This is a genomic window from Desulfovibrio faecalis, assembly GCF_053570625.1.
In genome coordinates this window covers 160,172-183,064 of sequence record NZ_JBRBQR010000001.1, presented here as the reverse complement: position 1 = coordinate 183,064, position 22,893 = coordinate 160,172, and the positions used below count along the sequence as shown (strand labels likewise).

At 58.8% G+C, this 22,893-nt stretch carries 18 protein-coding genes; 9 read left to right on the top strand and 9 right to left on the bottom strand.

Annotation, left to right across the window (positions count from 1 at the left end; all coding sequences use genetic code 11):
• Positions 1 to 27 precede the first annotated feature (27 nt).
• Entirely contained in the window at positions 28 to 597 is a 570-nt protein-coding gene (locus tag ACUZ79_RS00745; protein ID WP_449250398.1) for a hypothetical protein, read from the top strand.
• Between the two features lie 110 nt (positions 598 to 707).
• Here the strand turns inward: ACUZ79_RS00745 and ACUZ79_RS00740 are convergent, their stop codons facing one another.
• A complete protein-coding gene (locus tag ACUZ79_RS00740; RefSeq protein ID WP_449250397.1) occupies positions 708 to 2,951 on the bottom strand; it encodes a putative bifunctional diguanylate cyclase/phosphodiesterase in 2,244 nt (747 codons plus the stop codon).
• A 172-nt stretch (positions 2,952 to 3,123) separates the two neighbouring features.
• Here ACUZ79_RS00740 and rimO point away from each other — a divergent pair, with 172 nt between their 5' ends.
• Positions 3,124 to 4,452, top strand: a complete 1,329-nt coding sequence (gene rimO / locus ACUZ79_RS00735) for a 30S ribosomal protein S12 methylthiotransferase RimO (RefSeq protein ID WP_449250396.1) — start codon at positions 3,124 to 3,126, stop codon at positions 4,450 to 4,452.
• A gap of 120 nt (positions 4,453 to 4,572) precedes the next feature.
• Here the strand turns inward: rimO and ACUZ79_RS00730 are convergent, their stop codons facing one another.
• The 5 genes from ACUZ79_RS00730 to surE all read right to left on the bottom strand — a co-directional run bounded on the left by ACUZ79_RS00730 (position 4,573) and on the right by surE (position 10,497).
• Positions 4,573 to 5,460 (bottom strand): flagellin N-terminal helical domain-containing protein, encoded by an 888-nt coding sequence (locus tag ACUZ79_RS00730; protein ID WP_449250395.1) that lies wholly within the window; start codon positions 5,458 to 5,460, stop codon positions 4,573 to 4,575.
• A 722-nt stretch (positions 5,461 to 6,182) separates the two neighbouring features.
• On the bottom strand, positions 6,183 to 7,070 hold the full coding sequence (locus ACUZ79_RS00725) for a flagellin N-terminal helical domain-containing protein (RefSeq protein WP_240825355.1): 888 nt from the start codon (positions 7,068 to 7,070) through the stop codon (positions 6,183 to 6,185).
• 424 nt (positions 7,071 to 7,494) lie between these two features.
• Positions 7,495 to 8,496: a type I glyceraldehyde-3-phosphate dehydrogenase gene (gene gap, locus ACUZ79_RS00720; protein WP_449250394.1), complete on the bottom strand. Its 1,002-nt coding sequence runs from the start codon at positions 8,494 to 8,496 to the stop codon at positions 7,495 to 7,497.
• A gap of 26 nt (positions 8,497 to 8,522) precedes the next feature.
• A complete protein-coding gene (gene fba, locus ACUZ79_RS00715) occupies positions 8,523 to 9,449 on the bottom strand; it encodes a class II fructose-1,6-bisphosphate aldolase (RefSeq protein WP_240825353.1) in 927 nt (308 codons plus the stop codon).
• A 286-nt stretch (positions 9,450 to 9,735) separates the two neighbouring features.
• Positions 9,736 to 10,497 carry a 5'/3'-nucleotidase SurE gene (gene surE, locus ACUZ79_RS00710; protein WP_449250393.1) on the bottom strand — a complete coding sequence of 254 codons (762 nt, stop codon included), beginning with the start codon at positions 10,495 to 10,497 and terminating at the stop codon, positions 9,736 to 9,738.
• Positions 10,498 to 10,654: 157 nt separating this feature from the next.
• Here surE and ACUZ79_RS00705 point away from each other — a divergent pair, with 157 nt between their 5' ends.
• From ACUZ79_RS00705 to ACUZ79_RS00680, 6 genes are all read left to right on the top strand, one after another.
• Positions 10,655 to 11,686: a 3'-5' exoribonuclease YhaM family protein gene (locus ACUZ79_RS00705; protein WP_291446154.1), complete on the top strand. Its 1,032-nt coding sequence runs from the start codon at positions 10,655 to 10,657 to the stop codon at positions 11,684 to 11,686.
• Positions 11,662 to 12,315, top strand: coding sequence for a dTMP kinase (tmk, locus tag ACUZ79_RS00700; protein ID WP_291446153.1), 654 nt, complete (start codon positions 11,662 to 11,664; stop codon positions 12,313 to 12,315). Before ACUZ79_RS00705 ends, tmk begins: the two co-directional genes overlap by 25 nt.
• A gap of 100 nt (positions 12,316 to 12,415) precedes the next feature.
• Positions 12,416 to 12,751, top strand: a complete 336-nt coding sequence (locus tag ACUZ79_RS00695; RefSeq protein WP_240825349.1) for a hypothetical protein — start codon at positions 12,416 to 12,418, stop codon at positions 12,749 to 12,751.
• Positions 12,744 to 14,108: a histone deacetylase family protein gene (locus ACUZ79_RS00690; protein WP_449250392.1), complete on the top strand. Its 1,365-nt coding sequence runs from the start codon at positions 12,744 to 12,746 to the stop codon at positions 14,106 to 14,108. Before ACUZ79_RS00695 ends, ACUZ79_RS00690 begins: the two co-directional genes overlap by 8 nt.
• 227 nt (positions 14,109 to 14,335) lie before the next feature.
• Positions 14,336 to 15,544 (top strand): saccharopine dehydrogenase family protein, encoded by a 1,209-nt coding sequence (locus ACUZ79_RS00685; protein WP_449250391.1) that lies wholly within the window; start codon positions 14,336 to 14,338, stop codon positions 15,542 to 15,544.
• A 252-nt stretch (positions 15,545 to 15,796) separates the two neighbouring features.
• A complete protein-coding gene (locus ACUZ79_RS00680) occupies positions 15,797 to 17,386 on the top strand; it encodes a histidine kinase N-terminal 7TM domain-containing diguanylate cyclase (RefSeq protein ID WP_449250390.1) in 1,590 nt (529 codons plus the stop codon).
• Positions 17,387 to 17,574: 188 nt separating this feature from the next.
• Here ACUZ79_RS00680 and purE read toward each other — a convergent pair whose 3' ends face one another.
• The 3 genes from purE to ACUZ79_RS00665 form a co-directional block, all read right to left on the bottom strand.
• Positions 17,575 to 18,072 (bottom strand): 5-(carboxyamino)imidazole ribonucleotide mutase, encoded by a 498-nt coding sequence (gene purE / locus ACUZ79_RS00675; RefSeq protein ID WP_449250389.1) that lies wholly within the window; start codon positions 18,070 to 18,072, stop codon positions 17,575 to 17,577.
• A 58-nt stretch (positions 18,073 to 18,130) separates the two neighbouring features.
• Positions 18,131 to 19,417: a phosphoribosylamine--glycine ligase gene (purD, locus tag ACUZ79_RS00670; protein WP_449250388.1), complete on the bottom strand. Its 1,287-nt coding sequence runs from the start codon at positions 19,415 to 19,417 to the stop codon at positions 18,131 to 18,133.
• Between the two features lie 186 nt (positions 19,418 to 19,603).
• On the bottom strand, positions 19,604 to 21,283 hold the full coding sequence (locus ACUZ79_RS00665; RefSeq protein ID WP_449250387.1) for an FG-GAP repeat domain-containing protein: 1,680 nt from the start codon (positions 21,281 to 21,283) through the stop codon (positions 19,604 to 19,606).
• A 218-nt stretch (positions 21,284 to 21,501) separates the two neighbouring features.
• On the opposite strand from ACUZ79_RS00665, the gene ACUZ79_RS00660 reads away from it, so the two are divergent.
• Positions 21,502 to 22,893: an RsmB/NOP family class I SAM-dependent RNA methyltransferase gene (locus ACUZ79_RS00660; protein ID WP_449250386.1), complete on the top strand. Its 1,392-nt coding sequence runs from the start codon at positions 21,502 to 21,504 to the stop codon at positions 22,891 to 22,893.

Genomic DNA, 22,893 nt, shown 5'->3' with positions numbered 1-22,893 from the left:
TGGGCATAACAACCAACGGGGGTATTCATGCTGAAACCGTTTTATCAGGGCAAACTGGACACTTTTTGCGCAATTTATGCAGTGCTCAACGGCTTGCGGCTGACCCACTCCATCAGGGTTCTCAAGGCGCGCGACATTCTTAACGAAACCCTGATGGGCCTGGCGGCCTCGCCTGAGGCCTTCCGTGCCGTTCTGGAGCAGGAAACTGACTATTGCGGGCTGGTTGACGGCATGCTGCGCATCCAGAGCCGTTCCTTCCCGCTGGAAGTGCGCCAGCCCTTTACAGATGAGGACGACCCCTCTGTGGATCAGGTATGGGAATGCTGTCGCACATGGCTTGCGCCGGGCAGCGGCAGGGCTGTGATTTTTCGTTTTCTGCGTCACATCACCCCGGATGGCCCGCCTGTGAACCGACACTGGACAACCGCCGACTCGCTGACCGGTGACGTGCTGCATCTTTTTGACTGCAGCCACGAGGCAGAAGCCATCCTGAACGTGAACAAGGACAGCTTTGTGACCCGTGCGGACGACATTTGCGAAGGCAAGCTGCTGTATATCCAGCCGCATACCATCCGCCTGCTGCGTCTGCCGCTGTAACCGGGGCAAGCCCGCCACGTTGAGGCAGCATGTGCAGCGACAGTTCTGCCGCTATCTGACGGCTTGGGATGTATTGCTGAGGCTTGGGCGAGAAGGCGGGGCGAAAAGAATCAGTATTCCTTGATGGGAGCTTCCGTGCTTATGGGCAGTCCCAGACGGATGGCGTCTTCCTTCAGTTGCGGATGCACCCAGAAGGCCTTTTCCTGCACAAAGCTGAGCACTTCAAACTCCGCCGTATCCACTGGCCGGGAATAGTAGAAGCCCTGAGCGCAGTTGCAGCCGCTGTTGAGCAAGAAACGGGCGTGTTCCTTGGTTTCCACACCTTCGGCCACAATGGACATATCAAGGTCGCGCGCCAGAGCTATGGTGTTGCGGGCCACAATCTGACCGCGTTTGTTGGTGGTGCCGTCGCTGATAAAGGCCCGGTCAAGCTTGACCACGTTAAAGGGCAGGTCGCGCAAGGTACTCAGCGATGAGTAGCCCGTGCCGAAATCGTCCATGGAAAAAACAAATCCTGCGGCCCGTAGTTCGTTCATAAGGCGTTTCAGCCTTGGCTCATTGGCAAAAAAGGCACTCTCGGTCAGTTCCAGCTCAAGCATGTGGCGGGGCAGATTGTACTTGTTCAGGAGGCTGACGAGCTTGTTGGGCAGGTCGTCATCGTTAAAATGCAGACGCGACATGTTCACAGAGATGGGCATGGGTTCGTAGTGCTTATCGATCCATGTGCGCAGGGTCTGGCAGGTCTGATCCCAGATGTACGAGTCCAGCCGCACAATAAAGCCGTTGCGTTCAAAAAGGGGTACAAAACGTCCGGGCAGGATAAGCCCGTCTGTGGGGTGCTGCCAGCGCACCAGCGCTTCTGCTCCCACAATGCGCCCGCTGGAAATCTGCACCTTGGGTTGCAGAAAAAGTCTGAACTGGTGTTTTTCCAGCGCTTCGTACATCTGGTCAGTGATGTAGCTTTCATCATGCAGGCGTTTGCGCAGGGCATCATCGTAAAAGGCAAAGTTGACAATGTCGCTGCCCTTGACCGTCTTCTGCGCCAGATAGGCCCAGTCGCACAGAATGTGGGCCGGGGTGCGTGAGTTTTCCACAGGGCAGATACCAAAGAACAGCTTGACCCGAAAGGTGTCGGAATAGTGATCCAGACGCAGAGAAAGGTTTTGGATGAACTGTAGCGTCCGCTCGTTGCCGCCTGTGAGGCAGACGGCAAAAACATCGGCGGTGAGCCGGGCAAAGATTTCCTTTTCAGGAATGAGGCGCTGGCGGATCAGCCGGGCAATGCCCCTTAGTAGACGGTTGCCCTCTTCAAGCCCAAAAGATTCGTTGATGGCCTTGAACCCGGCCACGTCAAACCGCAATACGCAGTACTGCTCGTTGGGCCGGTTTTTGATGAGCTTGTCTATTTTTTCAAAAAATGTCTGGGTGTTGAACGCACCTGTGAGAGGGTCGTGCTCTGCGCGCAGGCGCAGGGCCTGCTCGGTGCGCGTAGCTGCATCCACGTCGTTGAGAGTGCCGATGTAACGCTCTTCCGACTCCCCGTCGTCAAGCTTGGTGTAGGTGATCTTGCACCAGATGTACTGGCCGTCGCGGCGGCGCAGGCGAATGGTCGTTTCGCCAGAGCGGATACCCAGGGCAAGGCGCGCCAGACAGGTGTCAAAGGGTTCCATGTCGCCCGCGTAGAGGACATCGTCTTCACGCCACACGTCAAAGGGATTGCGCCCGTCATATTCGCCCGCCAGCAGTTCGGGAATCCTGTGGCTCAGATATGTCAGATCTGTGCCGCTCCATTCAAAAACCAGGGTGCGGGTGTGATCCACCACTGCCTTATAACGCAGGGCATCCAGCTTTTGCCGGCGCAGCATTTCGTTCTCATGGGCAATGTCGGCCGCAATCTTGTGGTTTTCAATGTCTTCCGTGCAGACAATATAGGTCTGTTCCCCACCGTATTGGGGTGCAGGAAAGGCAATAATGCGCACCCATCGGTACAAACCGTTGAGGGCCTTCTTGCGAATGTCTTCCGCAGCAAAAAGAGGCGTTTGAACCAGCATCTGCCGCAGGCTGCCCTGAGAAAAAAACGCCGCAAAACGCTGTGCATCGTCGGGATGAACTCTCTCGGCAAGTTCGCGTCTGAGCGTTTCGGCAAGGGGCTGGTCCAGGGGCATGCGCGCAAAGTGACCTTCCCCGTGGTACAGTTCGCGGCAGGTATCCCTCTCAAAATCTATAAGCAATATGTCACCGTAGACGCTCTGCAAGGCGTGGGAAAGGCAAATTTCCTGGGGAGATTCCGCAGGCGGCTTTTCCCCGGATTGGGTAGCCGATATGCTGAGGTTTGCAGGGTCCGCGTTTTTCATTTTTATGTTCCGCCGTGCGGCATTACATTTGTGTATTAGCCTGTTAGACAACGGATTAGATCTAGCATCTGTGTTATCGTTTTGCAAATTGCCGGGCTGGGCACGCCCGGTTTGAAGAATGGGGACTGGCCTCAATGATGACAAGCGCCCCGCCCCTCTGTATTGTGCCTCCATGACACGAGCTATTATTCCTCATTCCCTGAAAGTTTGGTCGCTGAGCCTTGGCTGCCCCAAAAACCGCGTGGACAGTGAGCGTCTGCTCGGTTCGCTTGGGGTCGCCGTGCAGCATGTGGAACACATGGGCAAGGCGCGTCTGGTTTTCATCAATACCTGCGGATTCATCGACCCTGCCGTGCGTGAATCCGTTCGCGCGGTTGTGGACGCCATCCAGAGGCTTGAAAAGTGCAAGGTCAAGCCCCTGCTGGCTGTAGGCGGCTGTATGGTGGGGCGTTATGGCGCTGCCGACCTGGCAGCGGAACTGCCGGAAGTGGACGTGTGGCTACCCACGGGTGATCTGCCGCGCTGGCCAGCCATGCTGGCAGCAGCCCTAAACCTGCCCGAGCCTCCTGCCCGTATCCCCGGCGGCGGCAGATTGCTTTCTACCGGCCCTTCGTACGCATGGCTCAAGGTGGGCGAGGGGTGCAGGCACAAGTGCGCGTTCTGCACCATTCCTACCATCAGGGGCGGCCTTAAATCGCTGACCGCCGATGATATTGCCGATGAAGCCAGGGCTCTGCTGGCTCAGGGCGTACGCGAGCTTGATCTTGTGGCGCAGGATCTGACCTCCTGGGGTGTTGATCTTGGGCTCAAGCACGGCCTGCCCAGCCTGCTTGAAAAGCTGGTGGGGCTTGAGGGCCTCGCCTGGCTGCGCCTGCTCTACCTGTACCCTACAGGCGTGACGCCGGAGCTTTTGCGTTTTATCAGAGATTGTGGCGCGCCTTTGCTGCCCTATCTGGATATTCCCTTGCAATACGCTCACCCTGATGTGCTGTCGCGCATGGGTCGGCCTTTTGCGGGGGACCCCCGGCGTGTACTGGATACGGTGCGCTCCGTGCTGCCCCATGCGGCTTTGCGCACGACCTTTATTGTTGGCTATCCTGGCGAAACGGAAGAGCATTTTGAAAGTTTGTGCCGTTTTGTAGAAGAAAGTCGCTTTCAGCATGTGGGCGTGTTTGCCTATCAGGCAGAAGATGGCACCGTGGCGGCAACATTGCCCGATCAGGTGCCAGATGAAGTTAAGCAGTGGCGTAGGGATTCTCTTATGGAAATTCAGGCCGACATCAGCAACGAGCTGCTCTCCGCGCAGGTGGGCGGGCGCATGCAGGTGCTGGTAGATGCCCCGCATCCCGACTGGCCGGGGCTGCACAGCGGGCGCGTGTGGTTTCAGGCGCCGGAGGTGGACGGCATCACTTACGTGAGCGGGCCGGGCGTTGCGCCCGGAGCGCTCGTGGAATGCGATATAGTGGAAAATACGGACTATGATCTGACCGCACTGGCCTGAACCAGCGCGAGCGCGCTCATCTGGCCTCCGGAAGAAACGTCTCCGCAGCAAAATATCCCCGAAGGGCGAACCCTTCGGGGATATTTTGGGATACGTGCTAAAGCACGCCCTCAACCAGCGTTAACCCTGGATAAGCTGCATGGCCATCTTGGGCATGCTGTTGGCCTGCGAGAGCATGGCCACAGACGACTGGGTGAGGATCTGATTGCGGACAAACTGCGTCATTTCCGTGGCCACGTCCACGTCGGAAATGCGGGATTCTGCCGCTTGCAAGTTTTCAGCCTGAGTGGTGAGGTTGGAAACGGTGTTCTCCAGGCGGTTCTGCAACGCGCCCAGATGTGCCCGGATCTTGTCCTTGGAAACCACCGCGTTGGTGATGGCCACAAGGGCCTTCTGCGCCGCTTCCTGGGTGGAGATGGTTGCACCGGCCCGTCCGGCGGTCGTCTCATTGCCTACACCGAGGGCAGAAGCTGTGCTCGTGCCGATCTGGATGTAGTAATAGTCTTCCGCCGAGTCGTTGGCAGTACCAAAGTGGACCTTCATCTTGCCGGTGGCGGTCATCGTGGAGCCATCGTGCGTTGCACCGGACAGATTGCCGTCCAGCAGGTGGATGCCGTTGAAGTCCGTGGCGTTGGCGATTCGGGTAATTTCCGATGCCATTGCCTGGTACTCCGATTCGATCATCAAACGCTGGGTGGAGTCATAGGTACCGGTGGAAGCCTGTTCTGCCAGTTCCTTCATACGGGTCAGCTTTTCGTCGATGATGCCCAGGGCGCCGTCGGCGGTCTGAATGAGGGAAATGGCGTCGTTGGCATTACGCACGCCCTGTTGCAACGCCTTGATATCCGTACGCATCAATTCGCGAATGGCGAGGCCGGCGGCATCGTCGGCAGCGGAGTTCACGCGCAGGCCTGTGGACAGACGCTGGGTCGAAGTCGCCAGGTCGCTGTAGTGCGAGGTCAAGTTGTTGGCAACATTGGAAGCCATTGAGTTGTTATTGATATACATGACATTCCTCCATGAATGTTCTGTCTGCCCGGCGGCGCACTATGCTCGCCCGCGTCCATGCGGACTGCCGCCGTTCATCCCGCAAGGAGCGGGGAAAGAGTTACCAAAGGCCAGACTGTTATCGGCAGAGCCGAACCGGACTGGCAGCCTTAAACGACAGGCGCTGTTGCCTTTCTGATTCGTGGCTTCAGAGAGGCAATATTTGCCTGAAAACCTGCACTCCGTTTATAGCAGTATTCATGCCAGAGATCGCAGCGTTACGCGTCAATAAGCTGGCGGCTGGTGCGCCAATGGCAGAATGCTGCGGCCTCGCAGCAAAAAAATATACAAATATCTATATGATGCGAATTTTGGGGGTATGCTGCTGCGGCAAATATTTTTTGCTTGCCCACGGCTATCCTGCGTAAGGAAAGCCGTGGCAGAACAGGTGGGACATCGCATCGTTTTTTGAACGAGCGCAGCAATGTTGACGGGGCATGCGCGCAAGAGGCTGTCGCGCAAGAGTGGGAATGGGGAAAAGGAAGGACTGTGCATGCTGAAAAAACTGCTGCGCCAATTGTGCCGATGCAGAATTTGCCGAAGCTCAGCAGATAGCAGGGTGCAAAAAAGCCGGGTCGCGAACGACCCGGCTTTCATCAGAAACTTGTTGGTTGTGGCCTTAAAGCTCTCCCCAGCCTCTTGGCCGGTCCTGGGCTATTGCCCTCCACCACCTGGTTTTGCCGCTAACCGGAAATCAGGTTCAAGGCCAGCTTAGGCATGCTGTTGGCTTGCGAGAGCATGGCCACAGACGACTGGGTGAGGATCTGATTGCGGACAAACTGCGTCATTTCCGTGGCAACGTCCACGTCAGAAATGCGGGATTCAGCCGCCTGCAGGTTCTCGGCCTGAGTGCTCAGGTTGGAGATTGTGTTCTCCAGCCGGTTTTGCAGCGCGCCCAGATGCGCCCGGATCTTGTCCTTGGAGACCACGGCGTTGGTGATGGCCACAAGTGCCTTCTGCGCCGCCTCCTGAGTTGATACCGATCTGCCAGCGGAAGTGGTGGCGGCCTGATTGCCTACACCAAGGGCCGAGGCGGTGCTCGTGCCGATCTGGATGTAGTAGTAGTCTTCCGCCGAATCGTTGGCTGTGCCAAAGTGTACCTTCAGCTTGCCAGTGCTGGACATGGTGCTGCCTGTGTGCGTGTCGCTCGACAGGTTGCCGTTCAGCAGGTGGATGCCGTTGAAGTCCGTGGCCGTGGCGATTCGGGTAATTTCCGAAGCCATGGCCTGGTACTCCGATTCAATCATCAGGCGCTGGGTGGAGTCATAGGTACCGGTGGCAGCCTGTTCTGCCAGTTCCTTCATACGGGTCAGCTTTTCGTCGATGATGCCCAAGGCTCCGTCGGCGGTCTGAATGAGGGAAATGGCGTCATTGGCGTTACGCACGCCCTGTTGCAGGGCGGCGATATCGGTACGCATGAGTTCGCGAATGGCCAGACCGGCGGCATCGTCCGCAGCGGAATTGATGCGCAGGCCGGATGACAGCCGCGAGGTAGAGGTTTTCAGGTCGTTGTAGTGCGAGGTCAGATTGTTGCCTACTTGCGAGGCCATGGTATTATGATTGATATACATACATTCCTCCATGAATGCTGTATGTCACAGGCGGCGCGAAATGCCGACGCGTCCTTGCGTGCTACCACCTTTTGTCCACTTAATCGGCGCAACGGCAAAAAGTATTAGGGCTCGGCGCAAATGACGCGTTCAGGCGAGATGCCTGCAAAGCCATGCGTAGAGCCAGTTTTGTTGGGTAATGCGTAAAACGCGGCAAAGAAAAGAGGAAAAATTTTCCCATACTGGCGAGTGGTGAGCAGAATTTTCCTGGGGCTGCGCACTCAAATCTGGGGTTGAGAAAGGCCCAAAAGAGGCAGAGTGAAGCATGCGCCGGGACAGGGGCTGTCAAAACGGGCGAACAAATGCAGAACGCGGCGGGTATTGCAACCCGCCGCGCTCGTAATTCATGCCCATCCCTGCCAGGCAGGGCAAGGCGCGATCTTTATCAGCAGTCCTTGCCCACCATGCGCAGCAGGCGCAGCAACTGGTTGGTGAAGCCGGATTCGTTGTCGTACCAGATGAGCAGTTTGACCATGGTGCCGTCAAGCACCTGGGTGGAGAGTGCATCCACCACGCCGCCGAAGGTGCTGCCCTTGTAGTCTATGGACACCAGCGGCTCTTCGGAATAGCCCATATTTTCGGCCAGAGCGCCCTTGTTGGCAGCCTGAAGGGCCGCGTTGACAGCGGCGGCATCACAGGCTTTTTCCACTTCACAGGTCAGGTCGACCAGCGAGCAGTCAAAGGTGGGAATACGCACCGACATACCGTTGAGCTTGCCTTCCAGTTCCGGCATGACCTGCCCCACAGCCTTGGCGGCGCCCGTGCTTGAAGGCACCATGGACACGGCTGCGGCGCGGCCGCGACGCCAGTCCTTGTGGGTGCCGTCCAGAATACGCTGGCTCATGGTGTAGGAGTGGATAGTGGTCATGAGGCCATGGCGGAAGCCAAAGGTCTCGTGCAGTACCTTGACCGCAGGAGCCAGGCAGTTGGTGGTGCAGGATGCGGCAGAAATGACGCTGTGTTTTGCGCCGTCATAGACATCATGGTTGACGCCCATAACAATCATGGCGTCCACGTCCTTGCCGGGGGCGGAGATCACAACCTTTTTTGCGCCGCAGGCCAGATGCTGGGCCAGGCCTTCCCGATCCTTGATGGTGCCCGTGGTTTCCACGGCCAGGGTTACGCCAAGGCGTTCCCATTCCCATTCGCCCGCCTTGCAGCGGGTAACGGCGATATGGCGGCCATTGACGATGATGCCGTTTTCATCGTGATCAACAGTGCCCTGAAAGGTTCCGTAAGTGGAATCATACTTGAAAAGATAGGCCAGCGCGGCGTTGTCCGCACGGGCGTTGATGGCGGCGATCTGAATTTCTTTGTCGTCGGCCATAAGACGCAGCAGATACCGACCGATGCGGCCAAAGCCGTTCATTCCAACTTTCACGGGCATGATTCGCGCTCCTTGGGGCGTAGGGATTAGGCTTTATTTGAAGATCCCATGACATTGCGGATCTTGTGGGCCACCATGTTCTTGACGGCATCACGCGCGGGGGTGAGGTAGGCGCGCGGGTCAAACTGGTCGGGGTGTTCGGCAAGATACTGACGGATGGATGCGGTGACAGCCAGGCGAATGTCCGTATCCACATTGATTTTGCACACATTCATGCCCGCAGCCTGGCGCAGCATGTCTTCGGGCACGCCCTTGGCTCCGCCAACCTGGCCGCCATACTGGTTGCACTGGCTCACAAATTCCTGCGGCACGCTGGAAGCGCCGTGCAGCACCAGGGGGTAATTCGGCAGCTTGTCGCCAATGCGGGCCAGACGGTCAAAATCAAGCTTGGCTTCGCCCTTGAACTTGTACGCGCCGTGGCTTGTGCCGATGGCAACGGCCAGCGAATCGCAGCCCGTGCGGTTTACAAATTCCACGGCTTCATCGGGGTCGGTGTAGACGTGTTCAGCAGATTGCACATGTTCTTCAATGCCAGCCAGCTTGCCCAGCTCGGCCTCAACCCATACGCCACGGGGGTGGGCATAGTCCACCACCTGTTTGGTCAGGGCGATGTTCTCTTCAAATGAAAGGTGCGAACCATCGATCATCACCGATGTGAAGCCGCCGTCAATGCAATCGCGGCACATCTCAAAGCTGGGGCCGTGGTCGAGGTGCACAACCACGGGGATGGAAGGGTCAAGCGCAAGGGCCGCTTCCACAAGCTTCATGATGTATATCTGCCCGGCATACTTGCGGGCGCCCGAAGACACCTGAAGGATGACCGGCGACTTTTCCTCGGAGGCCGCGCTCATGATGCCCTGGATGATTTCCATATTGTTGACGTTGAACGCGCCAATGGCGTACCCGCCAGTATAGGCGGCAGCGAACATTTCTTTGGGATTGATAAGAGGCATGATTTCCTCCAGAGGGGTCTGGCATTAAGGACGGTCAAAAAAGCATAAGTCGCCCGGAAATGACAAGTCTGCACATACACCAATTCCCCGTAAAGGGGAATGCCTGCAGCGCGGGAAACGGGCTTACTTTGCAGTTCTTCGGGCGGGGCAGTGCCCGGGCAAACGCAAAACATATTTTGTATGCCCGAGCGCGCCTGTAGCCCACATGTAGCGGCGGCGTCAAGAGGGTTCGCCTGATCCCTTATGTTTCCGGCAGGTTGCCGAAGGCCTTGGCACAGTATGAACGCTAGGCGAGTTTCATACCTGCCAGCGCGTTCAGGCCAGCCGTATCAGTAAAATCAAAACGCAGTGGGGTAAGGGTAATGTATCCCCGGTTGAGCATGTCTTTGTCCGAATCCGGCTCAATGGTTTCTGCCGGAATTTCGCCCTCAAGCCACCAGTAGGGCGCGCCGCGCGGGTCCAGGCGTTCCGAGTAGGTGTTTACCCACACGGCGCTGGTCTGCGGGCAGACGCGCAGGCCTTTGACCTCGTCCAGCGGGCAGGCAGGATAGTTGACGTTGACAACCCTGCGGCGGCCCAGCTTCGACCAGTCGATGCGCTCGGCCAGCGCCACCAGATGCCGGGCCTGGGGCAGCAGATCGCCGTTTTTGACCTTGTAGCAGTCGTGCGAAACAGCGATGCTCGGCAGATTTTCGTGGGCCGCCTCCGTGGCCGCGCCCACCGTGCCGGAATACAGAATGTCCGGGCCAACGTTGGGTCCTGCGTTGATGCCTGAAATGACCATGTCGGGCTTTTGGGGCAGGAGTTGCCCGAGGGCCAGTTTGACGCAGTCCGTGGGTGTGCCGTAAATACCCAGGCCCTTGAAGTCGGGTTCCTCAAAATCCATGGCGCGTACAGGTTCAAATACGGTCAGCGAGTGGCCCACGCCGGATTGTTGGGTCATGGGGGCCACCACATGCACTGTATGCCCTGCTTCAAGCAGGGCGGCGTAAAGCGCGCGCAGGCCGCGCGCGCGGATGCCGTCATCGTTGGTCAGAAGAACGTCCATTTGACAATACCTCGGAAAGAAGGGAAATTCGGCCTAAGGCCCGCGTGGTTCCAGTGTTTTTGCGCGGCCCTGCCAATTTGGAAGTTCCGCGTCAGGGGCCATGCCCGCGTGGAAAACAGCACATGCCCGGCGCAGATACGCGCCGCTGGAACGATATATGGAAAAAGGTTGTTACGTCAAAGATATTGGCCCCGCCTCGGAGGCGCGCGGCATATTCGTGGTTACGCAGGCTGCGCAGGGCCAGTCGCGCAATGGCCCGTACTGGCGGCTTACCCTTGCTGACGCCAGCGGCAGCCTTGAAGCCAAGATATGGCATCCGCTGAGCGCGGAGTTCAGCGAAATCGCGGCGGGAACGCTTGTGTGGGCCGAAGGGCGCGCGGGGCTGTATCGGGATCAGGTGCAGCTCACGGTGGAGCAGATGCGCTTTCTTTCCGATGAGGAATGCGCCGCTGTGGACCATGCGGCCCTTATGCCCGCCAGTCCCTTTTCGCTGGATGAAATGCTGGATGAACTGCTTGACCTCATCAAGAAGGAATTTGTCCACGCGCCATGGCGCAAGCTGGTGCAGGGATTTTTTAATAACGACGAGATGCGCGCCGCCTTTCGAGTCTGCCCGGCGGCCAAGGGGGTGCACCACGCCTATGTGGGCGGGCTGCTTGAACATACCCTGAGCGTATTCAAGCTCTGTCGGCGCATTGCCGACCATTATCCGGAACTTGACCGGCAGACCTTTCTTGCGGGAGCGCTGTTTCACGACATTGGTAAACTGCGCGAATTCTCTGGCGGTATCGCCAATGATTACACTGATGAGGGCCGCCTGCTGGGGCACCTCATGCTGGGCATTGAAATGCTGGAGCCGTATCTGGCTAAATCCGGTCTGGAAGAGCCGTTGCAGCGGCATCTGAAACACCTGATCTTGAGCCACCATGGCGAGCTGGAGTTCGGTGCGGTGCGCGTGCCGCATACGCCGGAAGCCATGGCCCTGCACTATGCCGACAACCTGGACGCCAAGATGGCCCAGTGCCGTGGCCTGTTTGCCCAGATAGAGGGCGAAGGCGAGGCCTGGACACCCTGGCAGGCTACGCTGGGGCGACCCGTGCACCGGGCCGCGCGTACGCCGGACAAAGCCGCCCCCGCAACCCGCAAAAAAGCGGTGAAAGAAGAATGTTTATCTCTTTTGAAGGTATAGAAGGCGCGGGCAAGTCCACGGCCATCAACTATCTTGCGGGTTTTTTGCAGGAAAATGGCCACGACCCCCTGTGTACGCGTGAGCCGGGGGGCTGTGCGCTTGGGCGCAGCCTGCGCTCCATACTGCTTGATGCCCGCACGCGCGAACTCTCCAGCCGGGCGGAGCTTTTTCTGTTTCTTGCCGACAGGGCGCAGCACGTGGCGGAGGTCATCCGGCCTGCGCTGGAAGCAGGGCAGACCGTGCTGTGCGACCGTTACACCGATTCCACACTGGCCTATCAGGGGCACGGACGCGGGCTTGATACGGAATATCTGCAAAGGCTCAATCAGGCGGCCACGGGCGGCCTGCAACCGGAGCTGACCCTGTTGCTGGATCTGCCGGTGCGTTGCGGCCTCATGCGCGCTGGCGAGCGCAACCGTCAGGAAGGTCTGGTAGTTTCAGAAGGCCGTTTTGACGCCGAGAGCCTTGATTTTCACGAGCGGGTGCGCCAGGGCTACAGGGTCCTGGCCGAGGAAGAACCCGAGCGCTTCGCCATTATTGACGCCTCGCAGCCGCCCGAAGACGTGGTTTTGCAGTGCCGTTCCGCCATTGAATCCCATTTGCGTCAGCGCGGTTGGGGATTGGAATAGTTTTTTGCGGCGGGAGCCGCTTTCCGGGCCTTTGCAATTTTGCCGATTCAGCCTGCCATGCAGGCTTTTGGCGCGAGCCATGCGCCACCAAGGAGAATATATGTACGAATGTTATACAGTTGAAGTTGAAGGCGCGGGCGTGCGCTTTGCCCCCCGTGAAGGCAAGGAACTGGCTTATCTGCCGGGGCAGCCGCCCAAGGGCTACACCCTCATCAACGTCATCGGCGATCCCGGTTTGCTGCACTGCGCCGTTTTTCGCAAGGATGGCGGTGCGGGCGGCTTTTTTGCCCTGCACGATACTGAAGGCGTGCTTTTCATGGCCGTGGCCGAAAGTAACCTGGCCTACGGCATGGGCCTTGCGCACATGGGCCGTATGGTGACCTATGCCCGTTACGGGGCAGATATTTTTGAAGAACTTGGCGAAGGTGATGACTGAAAAAACATTGCCGCCTCTGGTGGCGGCCCGCAGTCTTGGTGTGGTGTTTTTTCCTGCCTTTGACTGGGCCATTTCTGCGACACACCCGGAGCGGGAAGAGCGCCTGCTCTACACACGCGACCAGCTGCTAGAAGAAGGGCTGTTCGACATTCCCGGCATTACGGAGTACCGCCCCGCCTTTGCCACACATGCCCAGCTTGAGCGTGCGCACTTCTGTTTGCCCTCGGCTGCGGCGGTGAGTACGGATTCGCATCTGGCTTCGGCGGGCGGGGCTATCCGCGCGGCCCGGCTGGTGCTTGAGGGACGCGAACAGCGCGCCTTTGCCCTGGTGCGGCCTCCAGGCCATCACGCCATGCGAGTGGTGCACGGCAACCGTGGCTTCTGTAATATCAATAACGAAGCCGTCATGGTGGAGTATATCCGCGACCACTACCCCCGTCCCGATGGCCGCCCCCTGCGCATTGCCATTGTGGATACGGACGTGCACCACGGCGACGGCAGTCAGGACATCTTCTGGAACGACCCGCATACCCTGTTCATCTCCCTGCATCAGGACGGGCGCACCCTGTACCCCGGATCGGGTTTCCCGCAGGAATGCGGCGGCCCCGGCGCGCTTGGGCGCACCATCAACATCCCCCTGCCGCCCGAAACCTCGGACGAGGGCTATCTGTACGCCATAGAGCATGCGGTGCTGCCCATTCTGGAAGATTTCAAGCCTGACCTGATCATCAATTCCGCCGGGCAGGACAATCACTTCACCGATCCCCTTGCCAACATGAGGCTTTCGGCACAGGGCTATGCGGCACTCAACGCTGCCCTGCAGCCGCATATCGCCGTGCTTGAAGGCGGCTACTCCATACGAGGGGCTTTGCCCTACGTGAACCTGGGGATCTGCCTTGCGCTGGCAGGGCTGGACGCTTCGGATATTCGCGAGCCGGGCTGGACGCCAGAAGCCACGCGGCAGCGCCCGCAAGTTGCGGAATACATTGCCAGATTGTGCGGGCAGATCCGCGATGTGTATTTTCATCCTCCGGCGCAGCCCACGGAAGGCGAGGAAGAAAACGGCTGGTGGGTGCGTCGCAAGCATATCTTTTACGATACGGACAACCTGCGCGAAGGGCAGACAGAAGCCTGGCGGCTGTGCAGCGATTGCTCGGGGCTGGGGCGCATTGAGACCGCATCGGAACGGGTGCCCCGCTCCCTGTGCGTGCTGGTGCCACGCCACGCCTGCCCGCAGTGCAGGAGCCAGGGGCTGGAGCTTGCAGAGCAGGCGCGCAAAAGCGGGCGTTACGCCCATGTGCGCCTGCTGGATGGCGATGCGGCTGATCCGGGCCCTGCGGCCAAAAGTGAGAAATAAGACAGAGTTGACGGTTTTTGCTCCGAGAGCTGTTGACGCCGGAACTTTCCTGGGCCATAAGGCCCATTCCGCGCGTGGCGTAACGGCTCTGTCACGCCGTGCGGGCATCATGTTTTCCGGCCCGGGTCATGCGACCCGGCAACCCTGCGCCCACGGGCGCGATATATGAAAATGGCGGCGCGGCCATGCCGCGCAGTGGTATACCTCTTCCACCACGGAGAAGGAACATGTCTCATATTCTGATTATTGGCGCGGGCGGCGTAGGCAGCGTTGTGGTGCACAAGTGTGCGCAGGTACTCAAGGAAGGCGGATTTTCAAAGGTAACGCTGGCAAGCCGCACCCTTTCCCGCTGCGATGCCATTGTGCAGAGCGTCAAGACGCGTCTTGGCGTCGAAGTTGCGACCGCTCAGGTGGACGCGGATAACGTGCCCGAGCTGTGCTCCCTCATCCGGCAGGTCAAGCCCGATGTGGTCTGCAACGTGGCCCTGCCGTATCAGGATCTGCACATTATGGATGCCTGCCTTGAATGCGGCGTGCATTATGTGGACACCGCCAACTACGAGCCGCTGGACACAGCCAAATTTGAATACAAGTGGCAGTGGGCCTATCAGGATCGCTTCCGCGAGGCGGGGCTGACGGCCCTGCTCGGTTCCGGCTTTGACCCCGGAGTCACCAACGTGTACGCGGCCTGGGCGCTCAAGCACCAGCTGGACGAAGTGCACGTGCTCGACATCATCGACTGCAATGCTGGTGATCACGGCCAGCCCTTTGCCACCAACTTCAATCCTGAAATCAACATCCGCGAGGTCACGGCGCGAGGGCGGTATTGGGAACGCGGCGAGTGGGTGGAAACTGACCCCCTGTCCTGGTCCATGAATTTTGATTTCCCTGACGGCATCGGCTCTAAAAAATGTTTCCTCATGTATCATGAAGAACTGGAATCGCTGGTGCAGAACCTCAAGGGGATCCGTCGCGCTCGCTTCTGGATGACGTTTTCAGAGAATTATCTCAACCACCTCAAGGTGCTTGGCAACGTGGGCATGACCCGCATCGACCCTGTGAAGTTTCAGGGGCAGGACATTGTGCCCATCCAGTTCCTTGCCAAGCTGCTGCCCGACCCGGCCTCCCTCGGCCCCCTGACCAAGGGCAAGACCTGCATTGGCGATCTCATGCGCGGCGTCAAGGACGGCAAAGAAAAAACCGTCTACGTGTACAACATCTGCGATCACGAAGAATGTTATGCGGAGGTGGGCTCCCAGGCCATTTCGTACACCACGGGCGTACCGGCCATGATCGGTACGAAGATGGTGGCTCAGGGCTTGTGGCGCAAGCCCGGCGTGTGGAACATGGAACAGTTTGATCCTGATCCCTTCATGAAGGCTCTCAACGTCTACGGCCTGCCCTGGCAGTGCCTGGACGTGACAGGCAAATTCTAGTCAATACGTTGGTTTGATTGTTGCAAAGACTCCGGTGTCTGCTCAGGCAGGCCCGGAGTTTTTGTTTGCTGTCGGGGAAGCACCGCTTGCCAGCTCGTGGGGATACAGATAAAAAATATCGGACCTTCAAAATTGCGCGCGAGCGCGGGCTGTGTTTTTCCGCCTCCGCAGGGTATTTTGAATGCCCAGCTGCGCCCGCAAGGCCAGTTGCAGCTGGCACGCTCACAGGGTGAATAGTATAAGGCATATTCAGTGATAATAAGAGCTGCCTGTATTCTTTTTCTGAGTATATCGTGCGCGGGCATGCTCTATGCTGTTTGCTATTCGTCCAGAATAGCGCGCTCAAACGGGTATGCGGCCTTTTTGTTTTTGTTCATGTCTATTTTCATGTACACGGTCGGGTACATTTTCGAACTTGCATCAAGCACGCCTGAAACAATCTATCTTTCCTTAAAAATTGAGTATCTTGGAGCACCGCTTATTGCAGTGTTCTGGTTCCTTTTTGCCATTTATTACAATAACTATTCAATAAAGAGCAAGACTGTGCTGGCCCTGCTGTTTGTGGTGCCATTGACGACTATTGTGATGCTCTACACCAATGAGTATCACCATTTCCATTATAAAACATTTGCAGTGGATGCCAGCGGTCCTTTCCCTGTGGCGGTAACACAGAAGGGCTGGTGGTATTATGTAGATTTTGTTTACAAGATGTTGGTTGCCTTTGCGGGGCTGACTTTGTTTGCCTTCTCCTACGGCAAAGCAACGGGCTATCGCAGACGGCAGGCAAAAACTATCTTTGTTGGCGCGTTGAGCCTCTGGATAGGCAATTTTTTGCAGACTCTTGGCTTTGCGCCCTACGGCATTGACATTGAGCCATTCATTCTCTCGGCGGCCCTGCCGCTGAGCGGCTTTGCCATGGCCCGCCTGCGCATGTTCGACCTTGTGCCCATAGCGCGTGACAAGGTTTTCAAGACCATGAGCGCCAGCGTGCTGGTGCTGGACGACAAACTGCGGATAGTGGATTTCAACGACAGCGCTGTGTCCATTCTTCCGGCTCTGTCAGAGAATGCCGTGGGGCTGGCGGTCAGGGATGTGTTTCCTGAACAGAGTTCCCTTGATGTGGCGGCGCTTGTGCAGAATGAGGAAAGGGAGATTGCTTTGCCGGTGGCGGGTGGGTTGCGTTTTTACAAGGTCTCCTGCGCCAGGGTTGGGGAGTCAGAAAAAGATTCCGGCCTCATTGTATCCTTGTACGACATGACCGAGAGTAAGGAACTGCTTGAAAAAATGCAGCGAATCGCGTCACAGGACGCGCTGACCCAGGTGTTCAGCCGCTGGTTTTTTATGGAGGCTTTTCAGCGCGAGATCGACCGCTGCCAGGAGGCTGGAGGCAAGCTCGGCTTTATGCTGCTGGACATCGACCATTTCAAACGAGTCAATGATGAGTACGGGCATTTGGCGGGAGACAAGGTACTGCGGGGCGTCACGGCCGCCCTGAAAGACTCGCTTGGTCATAAAGCCCTGCTTGGGCGCTATGGCGGCGAGGAATTTTCTGTGCTGCTGCCTGGTATAGGGCAGGATGAGGCCGTGGCTCTCGCCGAGCGGCTGCGGCAGGTTGCCGCCATGATAGACGTGGCTTTCAACGGTACTGCCATAAATGTGACCATTAGTGTTGGCGTTGCCGCCGCAGTATTTGAACCGGGCGCTCCACAGGGCATGGAAAGCACGCAAATCTGCGATGCCCTTATTCTGGCGGCAGATACAGCCCTGTACCGCGCCAAGCAGGAGGGACGCAACAGGGTGCGCTCTGTTGGCCTTGAGTACGGTGCAGACGAGTCCGTGTAATCAATCCGCCTGTCGCTTTGCAGCGTCAGCGCAACATCTGGCAATAACAAACGCCCGCAAGCTCAGCATGCGGGCGTTTGTCGGTCTTTTCAGCGCACGGTTCGTGCCTGTACCGTGGGTTCTTATGGCGAATCAAAGCATGGACAAAGTACGGTGCAAGCGTCGGCCCTGCTGCCAGGGCTAGTACGCTAGGCGTACTTGCGGCTGATTTCTTCCCCGGCTTTTTCCACTTCTTCGCGCATCTTGGCGCGGGCTTCGGCAATGCGTTCGTTGAGCGCGGGGTCGGACACGGCCAGAATCTGGGCGGCCAGCCATGCGGCATTGCGCGCGCCAGCCTTGTCGGTGGCAACGGTGGCGACCGGGAATCCGGGAGGCATCTGCACAGTGGCAAAAAGCGCGTCCATGCCGCACAGAGCGGCGCTGGAAACGGGAATGCCAATTACAGGGCGCGTAGTGCGGGCGGCAACGGCTCCAGCCAGATGCGCGGCCATGCCTGCGGCACAAATGAACACGCGGGTGCCTTCGGCTTCGTACTGGCTCACCAATCTTTCGGTGCGTTCCGGGGTGCGATGCGCGGAACTGACGGTGATGGTGCAGCTTACGCCAAGGCTTTTCAGCACGTCTACGCAGGGGCTGACCTTTTCTTCGTCAGACTTTGACCCCATCAAAATGACTACTTGCGGCATGGTCTTACCTTCCTGTGGTGCGGCGCAAAGCGCCGGAATATTCTGTAAAATCGGTTTGTTATTTCCCGTTCAGACGGCGGATGCCTTTTTCGCCAATATCGGTGCGATGAAAACCATCCTGCATGCGCACCTTGGCCACTCCGGCATAGGCGGCCTTTTGCGCGGCGGCCAGGCTATCGCCCAGTGCGGTGACGCACAAAACACGCCCGCCGTTGGAAACGAGCGCTCCGTCCTTAACGGCAGTGCCGCTGTGAAAAACCTTTACACCGGGTACGCTGTCCGCGTCTTCAATCCCCTCGATGGACAGACCCTTGGCGTAGGAGCCGGGATACCCTTTGGCGGTGATCACCACTCCAAGAGCGGTCTGGCTGGTCTGACCGAGACTTTCCGGGTCAAGCTTGCCGCGCACGGCGTCGAGCATGATGGCTGGCAGGTCGCCGTCAAGGCGCATGAGCAGGGGCTGACATTCGGGGTCGCCAAAGCGCACGTTGTATTCCAGCACCTTGGGGCCGTCGGCGGTCATCATCAGGCCCGCGTACAGCACGCCCACAAAGGGGTGTCCGTCCTTGGCAAGCTCGCGCAGGATGGGCCGCACAGTGAGGTCTGCCATTTCTTCAAGCATGCTGTCGGGCAGCACCGGGGCGGGGCTGTAAGCGCCCATGCCGCCGGTATTGGGGCCTTCATCGTTATCGAACACACGCTTGTGATCCTGCGCCGAAGGCAGGGGAACCGCGCGTGTGCCATCGCATACGCAGAGGAAGGAGGCTTCCTCGCCCACAAGGCATTCTTCCACCACCACAAGGTTGCCAGCATCGCCAAAGGCGCGTTCGGTCATGATTTCGTCAATGGCGTCCAGCGCTTCCTGCACGGTCTGGGCAATGATGACGCCCTTGCCTGCGGCGAGGCCGTCCGCCTTGATGACCAGGGGAGCGCCCACTTTGTTGATGTGGTCGCGGGCCGCCTGCGCATCGCTGAACACTTCGCAATGGGCGGTGGGAACCTTGGCGCGGTTCATGATTTCCTTGGCAAAAGCCTTGCTGCCCTCAAGGCGCGCGCCATAGGCATCCGGCCCGAAGCTGGGAATGCCCGCTTCGCGCATGCGGTCAACAATGCCCAACGTCAGGGGCAGTTCGGGGCCTGGAATCACCAGGTCGATGTGCTCCTTGCGCGCAAAGGCCAGCAATCCGTCCAGGTCGTCCACAGCCACAGGCACGTTGACGGCCCCTTCGCTGCTGGTGCCGCCGTTGCCGGGCGCGACAAAAATGGCGCTGACTTCGGGGCTTTGCAGGATTTTCCAAACCAGGGCGTGTTCGCGGCCACCGGAGCCGATCACAAGGATGCGCATGCTGTCTCCTTACTCCAAAAACTTTTCCGTTTCAGTAAACTGGTTATAAAGCGGTAAAACCCATGTGGGTTTTACCGCTTTATATTGGCTATTGCCAGAGCTGAGGCAAGGCCGTTGCTCCATATCCGCAGCTCTGCGCCGCAGATAAAAACGGCCCCTCGCGCTGGCGAAGGGCCGTTTCCCCCGCTAGTTGGGGTTTACTTCAAAGTCGCTCAAGTCCGCAGGCACGTTGGGATTAGTAGCCGAAACGTCCAGAGGATAGGCGGTAATCATGCACTGGCGGCTGCCGATGCCGAGATCGGGCGAGGTGTTCAGGCCCACCACCAGATCAAGGATGCCATCGTTGTTCACGTCAGCCAGGTCGATTTCTGCCACAGAGCCACGGATGCGGCGGGTCTTCCACTTGAGGCCAAGGCCCACGCCGTCCCAGTACAGGGCATGAACTTCGCCTTGGGGGAAGAAACGGTAACGGTCAAAGAACTGAGCCGCAGTGGAAATGGGCTTGTTGACCAGCAGCGTGTAGTCGCCGGTATTGCCGATGTCGGCAGCGATGAGGCGCATGGGGGCATAGTACTTGCTGGGCAGCTGATAGTTCTTGTCAACGCCAAGACCCGGCATGCCCTTGTAGTGGTCCATGCCCGTGGCAGAACCGGAATAACGTTCCATGGTGGTGTGAATCAGAGTGTTGCTGTGTCCCTGGAAGAGCTTGATGCGCTCATCATCGGTCAGCATGACAAGCTGCTCACCCTTGCCGTTCTTGCCGGCGGGCAGCCACACGCAGTTGAACACGGTGGCGCCGGAGGGCAGATCAAGACGGGTGCCAAGGGTATATTTGCCGTCCTGCTTGGTCATGATGCGCACGCCGGGGGCAAAGAGCTTGAGCGAATCCCATCCCTGGCCCACAAGAGTGGGGCTGTAGGTGGGGGGCACACGCATGACGCTCACATAGTAAGGAATGCGGTCGGCCATGGTGGTGAATTTGTTGCCCTTAAAGCTGTAAATATAGGAGTAAGGGCGATTGCTCGATTCTTCGGTGGTGGTCACAACAAGGGCCATGCTGCGGTCGCGGTTGAGGTCGATGGCGCGCATGGAGAAGTTGTTGTTGGAACGCGAAACTGTGGTTTCGCCAATCAGCTTGAGCTGACCATTGGCAGGCCAGCTGTAGATGCGCAGATCGTGGTCGCTCAGGATGGCGATTTCATTCTTGCCATCGCCGTTGAAATCGCCCACGGCCATGTCGACCATGTTGTAACCCAGGCGCTGGGTGCGCAGGCGGGAGCCATCTTCAGCGCCAGCGCCCTGATAGCGGAACTGCGGGTTCAGGTACACCTGCTGCTGGCCGGTTTCGTTGGTGACGATGTCGCCATTGGCGGTTGCGCCACGCGGGGAACCTGCGGCGGTGGAGCCGGGGCTGCGCATTGCGGAGGAAATACCAAACACTTCCTGGCTCATGGCCGAGGTAAGGTTCTGCACAGAAGTGGTCAGTTCGCTCACAGGAGCCTGTGCGGTTTTGCTCCAGGCTTTGCCAGCCTTGTCCACGCTGTTCATAACAATGGTGCAGTCGTTGCCCATGACGCTCACGGAGCCCCAGATGGCGTTGTCCGCACCAGAAGAGCGGAGCGCCTGCTGGGCTTCTGCCTGGCTGGCGGCCTTGTTCTGTCCCGCACGGGCTTCAAGCACGCCAGGGCGGTCAAGGCGTCCCTGGATGGTAGCCTGAACAGCCTTGGAAAGGTAAGCGTAGCTCTGGGGGGCATTGACCACAAAGGGCAATACCACAGCGCTTTTAGCGGCGGCGCTGGCAGCGCCCGCAGCAACGGCGACGAGCATCAGGCAGACCGAAAAAGTCAGTCGCATGGCGAATTTCATTCCATTCTCCTTGAGTATTCACGCAAATACCCGGTAAAGTACGGCCACGGGCCGTTGTGGCGGTCAACCGGTGCCGACTGTCAAAAGCAGCCCGGCACTTCCGCACTGGCGCACTATACGCACACTTGCAGCGCCGTGCAAGACGCAAGGAGCCTGTGGAGCGCGCCGCAACAGATAAATTCCTTGCGGGAAGGCCGTACTGTCAATAATATGCCGCCATGCCGAAAACTCTTATCCGTTCCTTCCGCCTGGTATGCGCCCCGGAGCAGGTGCCCGCAGTGGAGGCCCTGCTGCGCGCCCAGGGGTATGATTTTGAGCCGGAACCTTTTTCTCCCCTGTGTCGCCGCCTTGTGGCCGAGCCGCGCCCGCTTGGTGGTTCGCTGGCTGCATTTTTCGGCTACATTTATATACAGGACCGTTCATCCATGTTGCCGCCGCTGGCGCTGGCTCCCTCTGCTGGCAGCGCCGTGCTCGACATGTGCGCAAGCCCCGGCAGCAAGACGGGCTTTCTGGCCCAGCTTGTGGGGCGCAATGGTTTTGTGCTCGGCAACGAGCCGTCGCCCACGCGCCTTGGCACCCTGCGGGCCAACCTGCACCAGCTTAATCTGATACAGGCCGCCACCTGCTCCTACAGCGGGGATGCCCTGCCTTTGCGGCCCGGCTCATGGGACGCCATCCTGCTTGATCCTCCCTGTTCCGGATGGGGAACCGCAGAAAAACACCCGCAGGTGCTCAAGCTCTGGCAGGGCGACAAGCTCGACAGCCTCACCGGGCTGCAACGCCGTCTGCTGCGCCATGCAGCCTCGCTGCTGCGCCCCGGCGGGCGGCTGGTGTATTCCACCTGCACGACCAATGTGGATGAAAACGAGGCGCAGGTGCGCTTTGCCGAGCAGGAACTGGGGCTGGAGCGCGAACATCTTGATCCCATCCCCGGTTTCGTGTGGGAGGAGCTGCCCGGCGGCGAAGGCACCTTGCGCGTGGACGGCGCGCGCTCGCAGGCTCAGGGATTTTATGTGGCCCTTTTTCGCAAACCGGGCCATGCGAATACGGTGGCTCTGCCCTTTGAAAGCAACGTGTCTGAGCCGCAAGAAACCGTTTTTGAAGCCTCTGCGAACGTTCCCTCCGGGATGCAGAGCGCTGGTCAGCGCAATGGGCGGCGTATCGGGCGTAATCGCGGTGATGGCCCAGCGGGAAAGCCCGTTGAACGTCCTTCAGGCAGTCCGTTGCCGCCGGAAAGCCTGGTGGGCGTCACCTGCAACCCTGATCTGCTGCCCTCAGGGCGGGCGGTGCTGTACGGTGAGCACGTCCGTTTTGTGCCGCCGCAGGCCACAGCTCTTTTGCCCCCCGGTTGTGTATGGCAGGGGGCATTGCTGGGCAAGCTCTGCGGCGGAACGCTGGATGCTGCGCCGCGCCTGCGCGTGCTCATGCAGTCGCCGCCGGATGCCGCCTCCAGCCTGGTGCTGGACGATGTGGGCGATATCACGGCCCTGTTGAGCGGGCAAAGCCGCCAGACAGGGCTGAACGGGCGCGAGGCTGGCCTGTGGTGGCGCGATCTGCCTTTGGGGCGCATTGTCCTCAAGCAGGGCAGGGCCATAGCCGGATTCAAATAG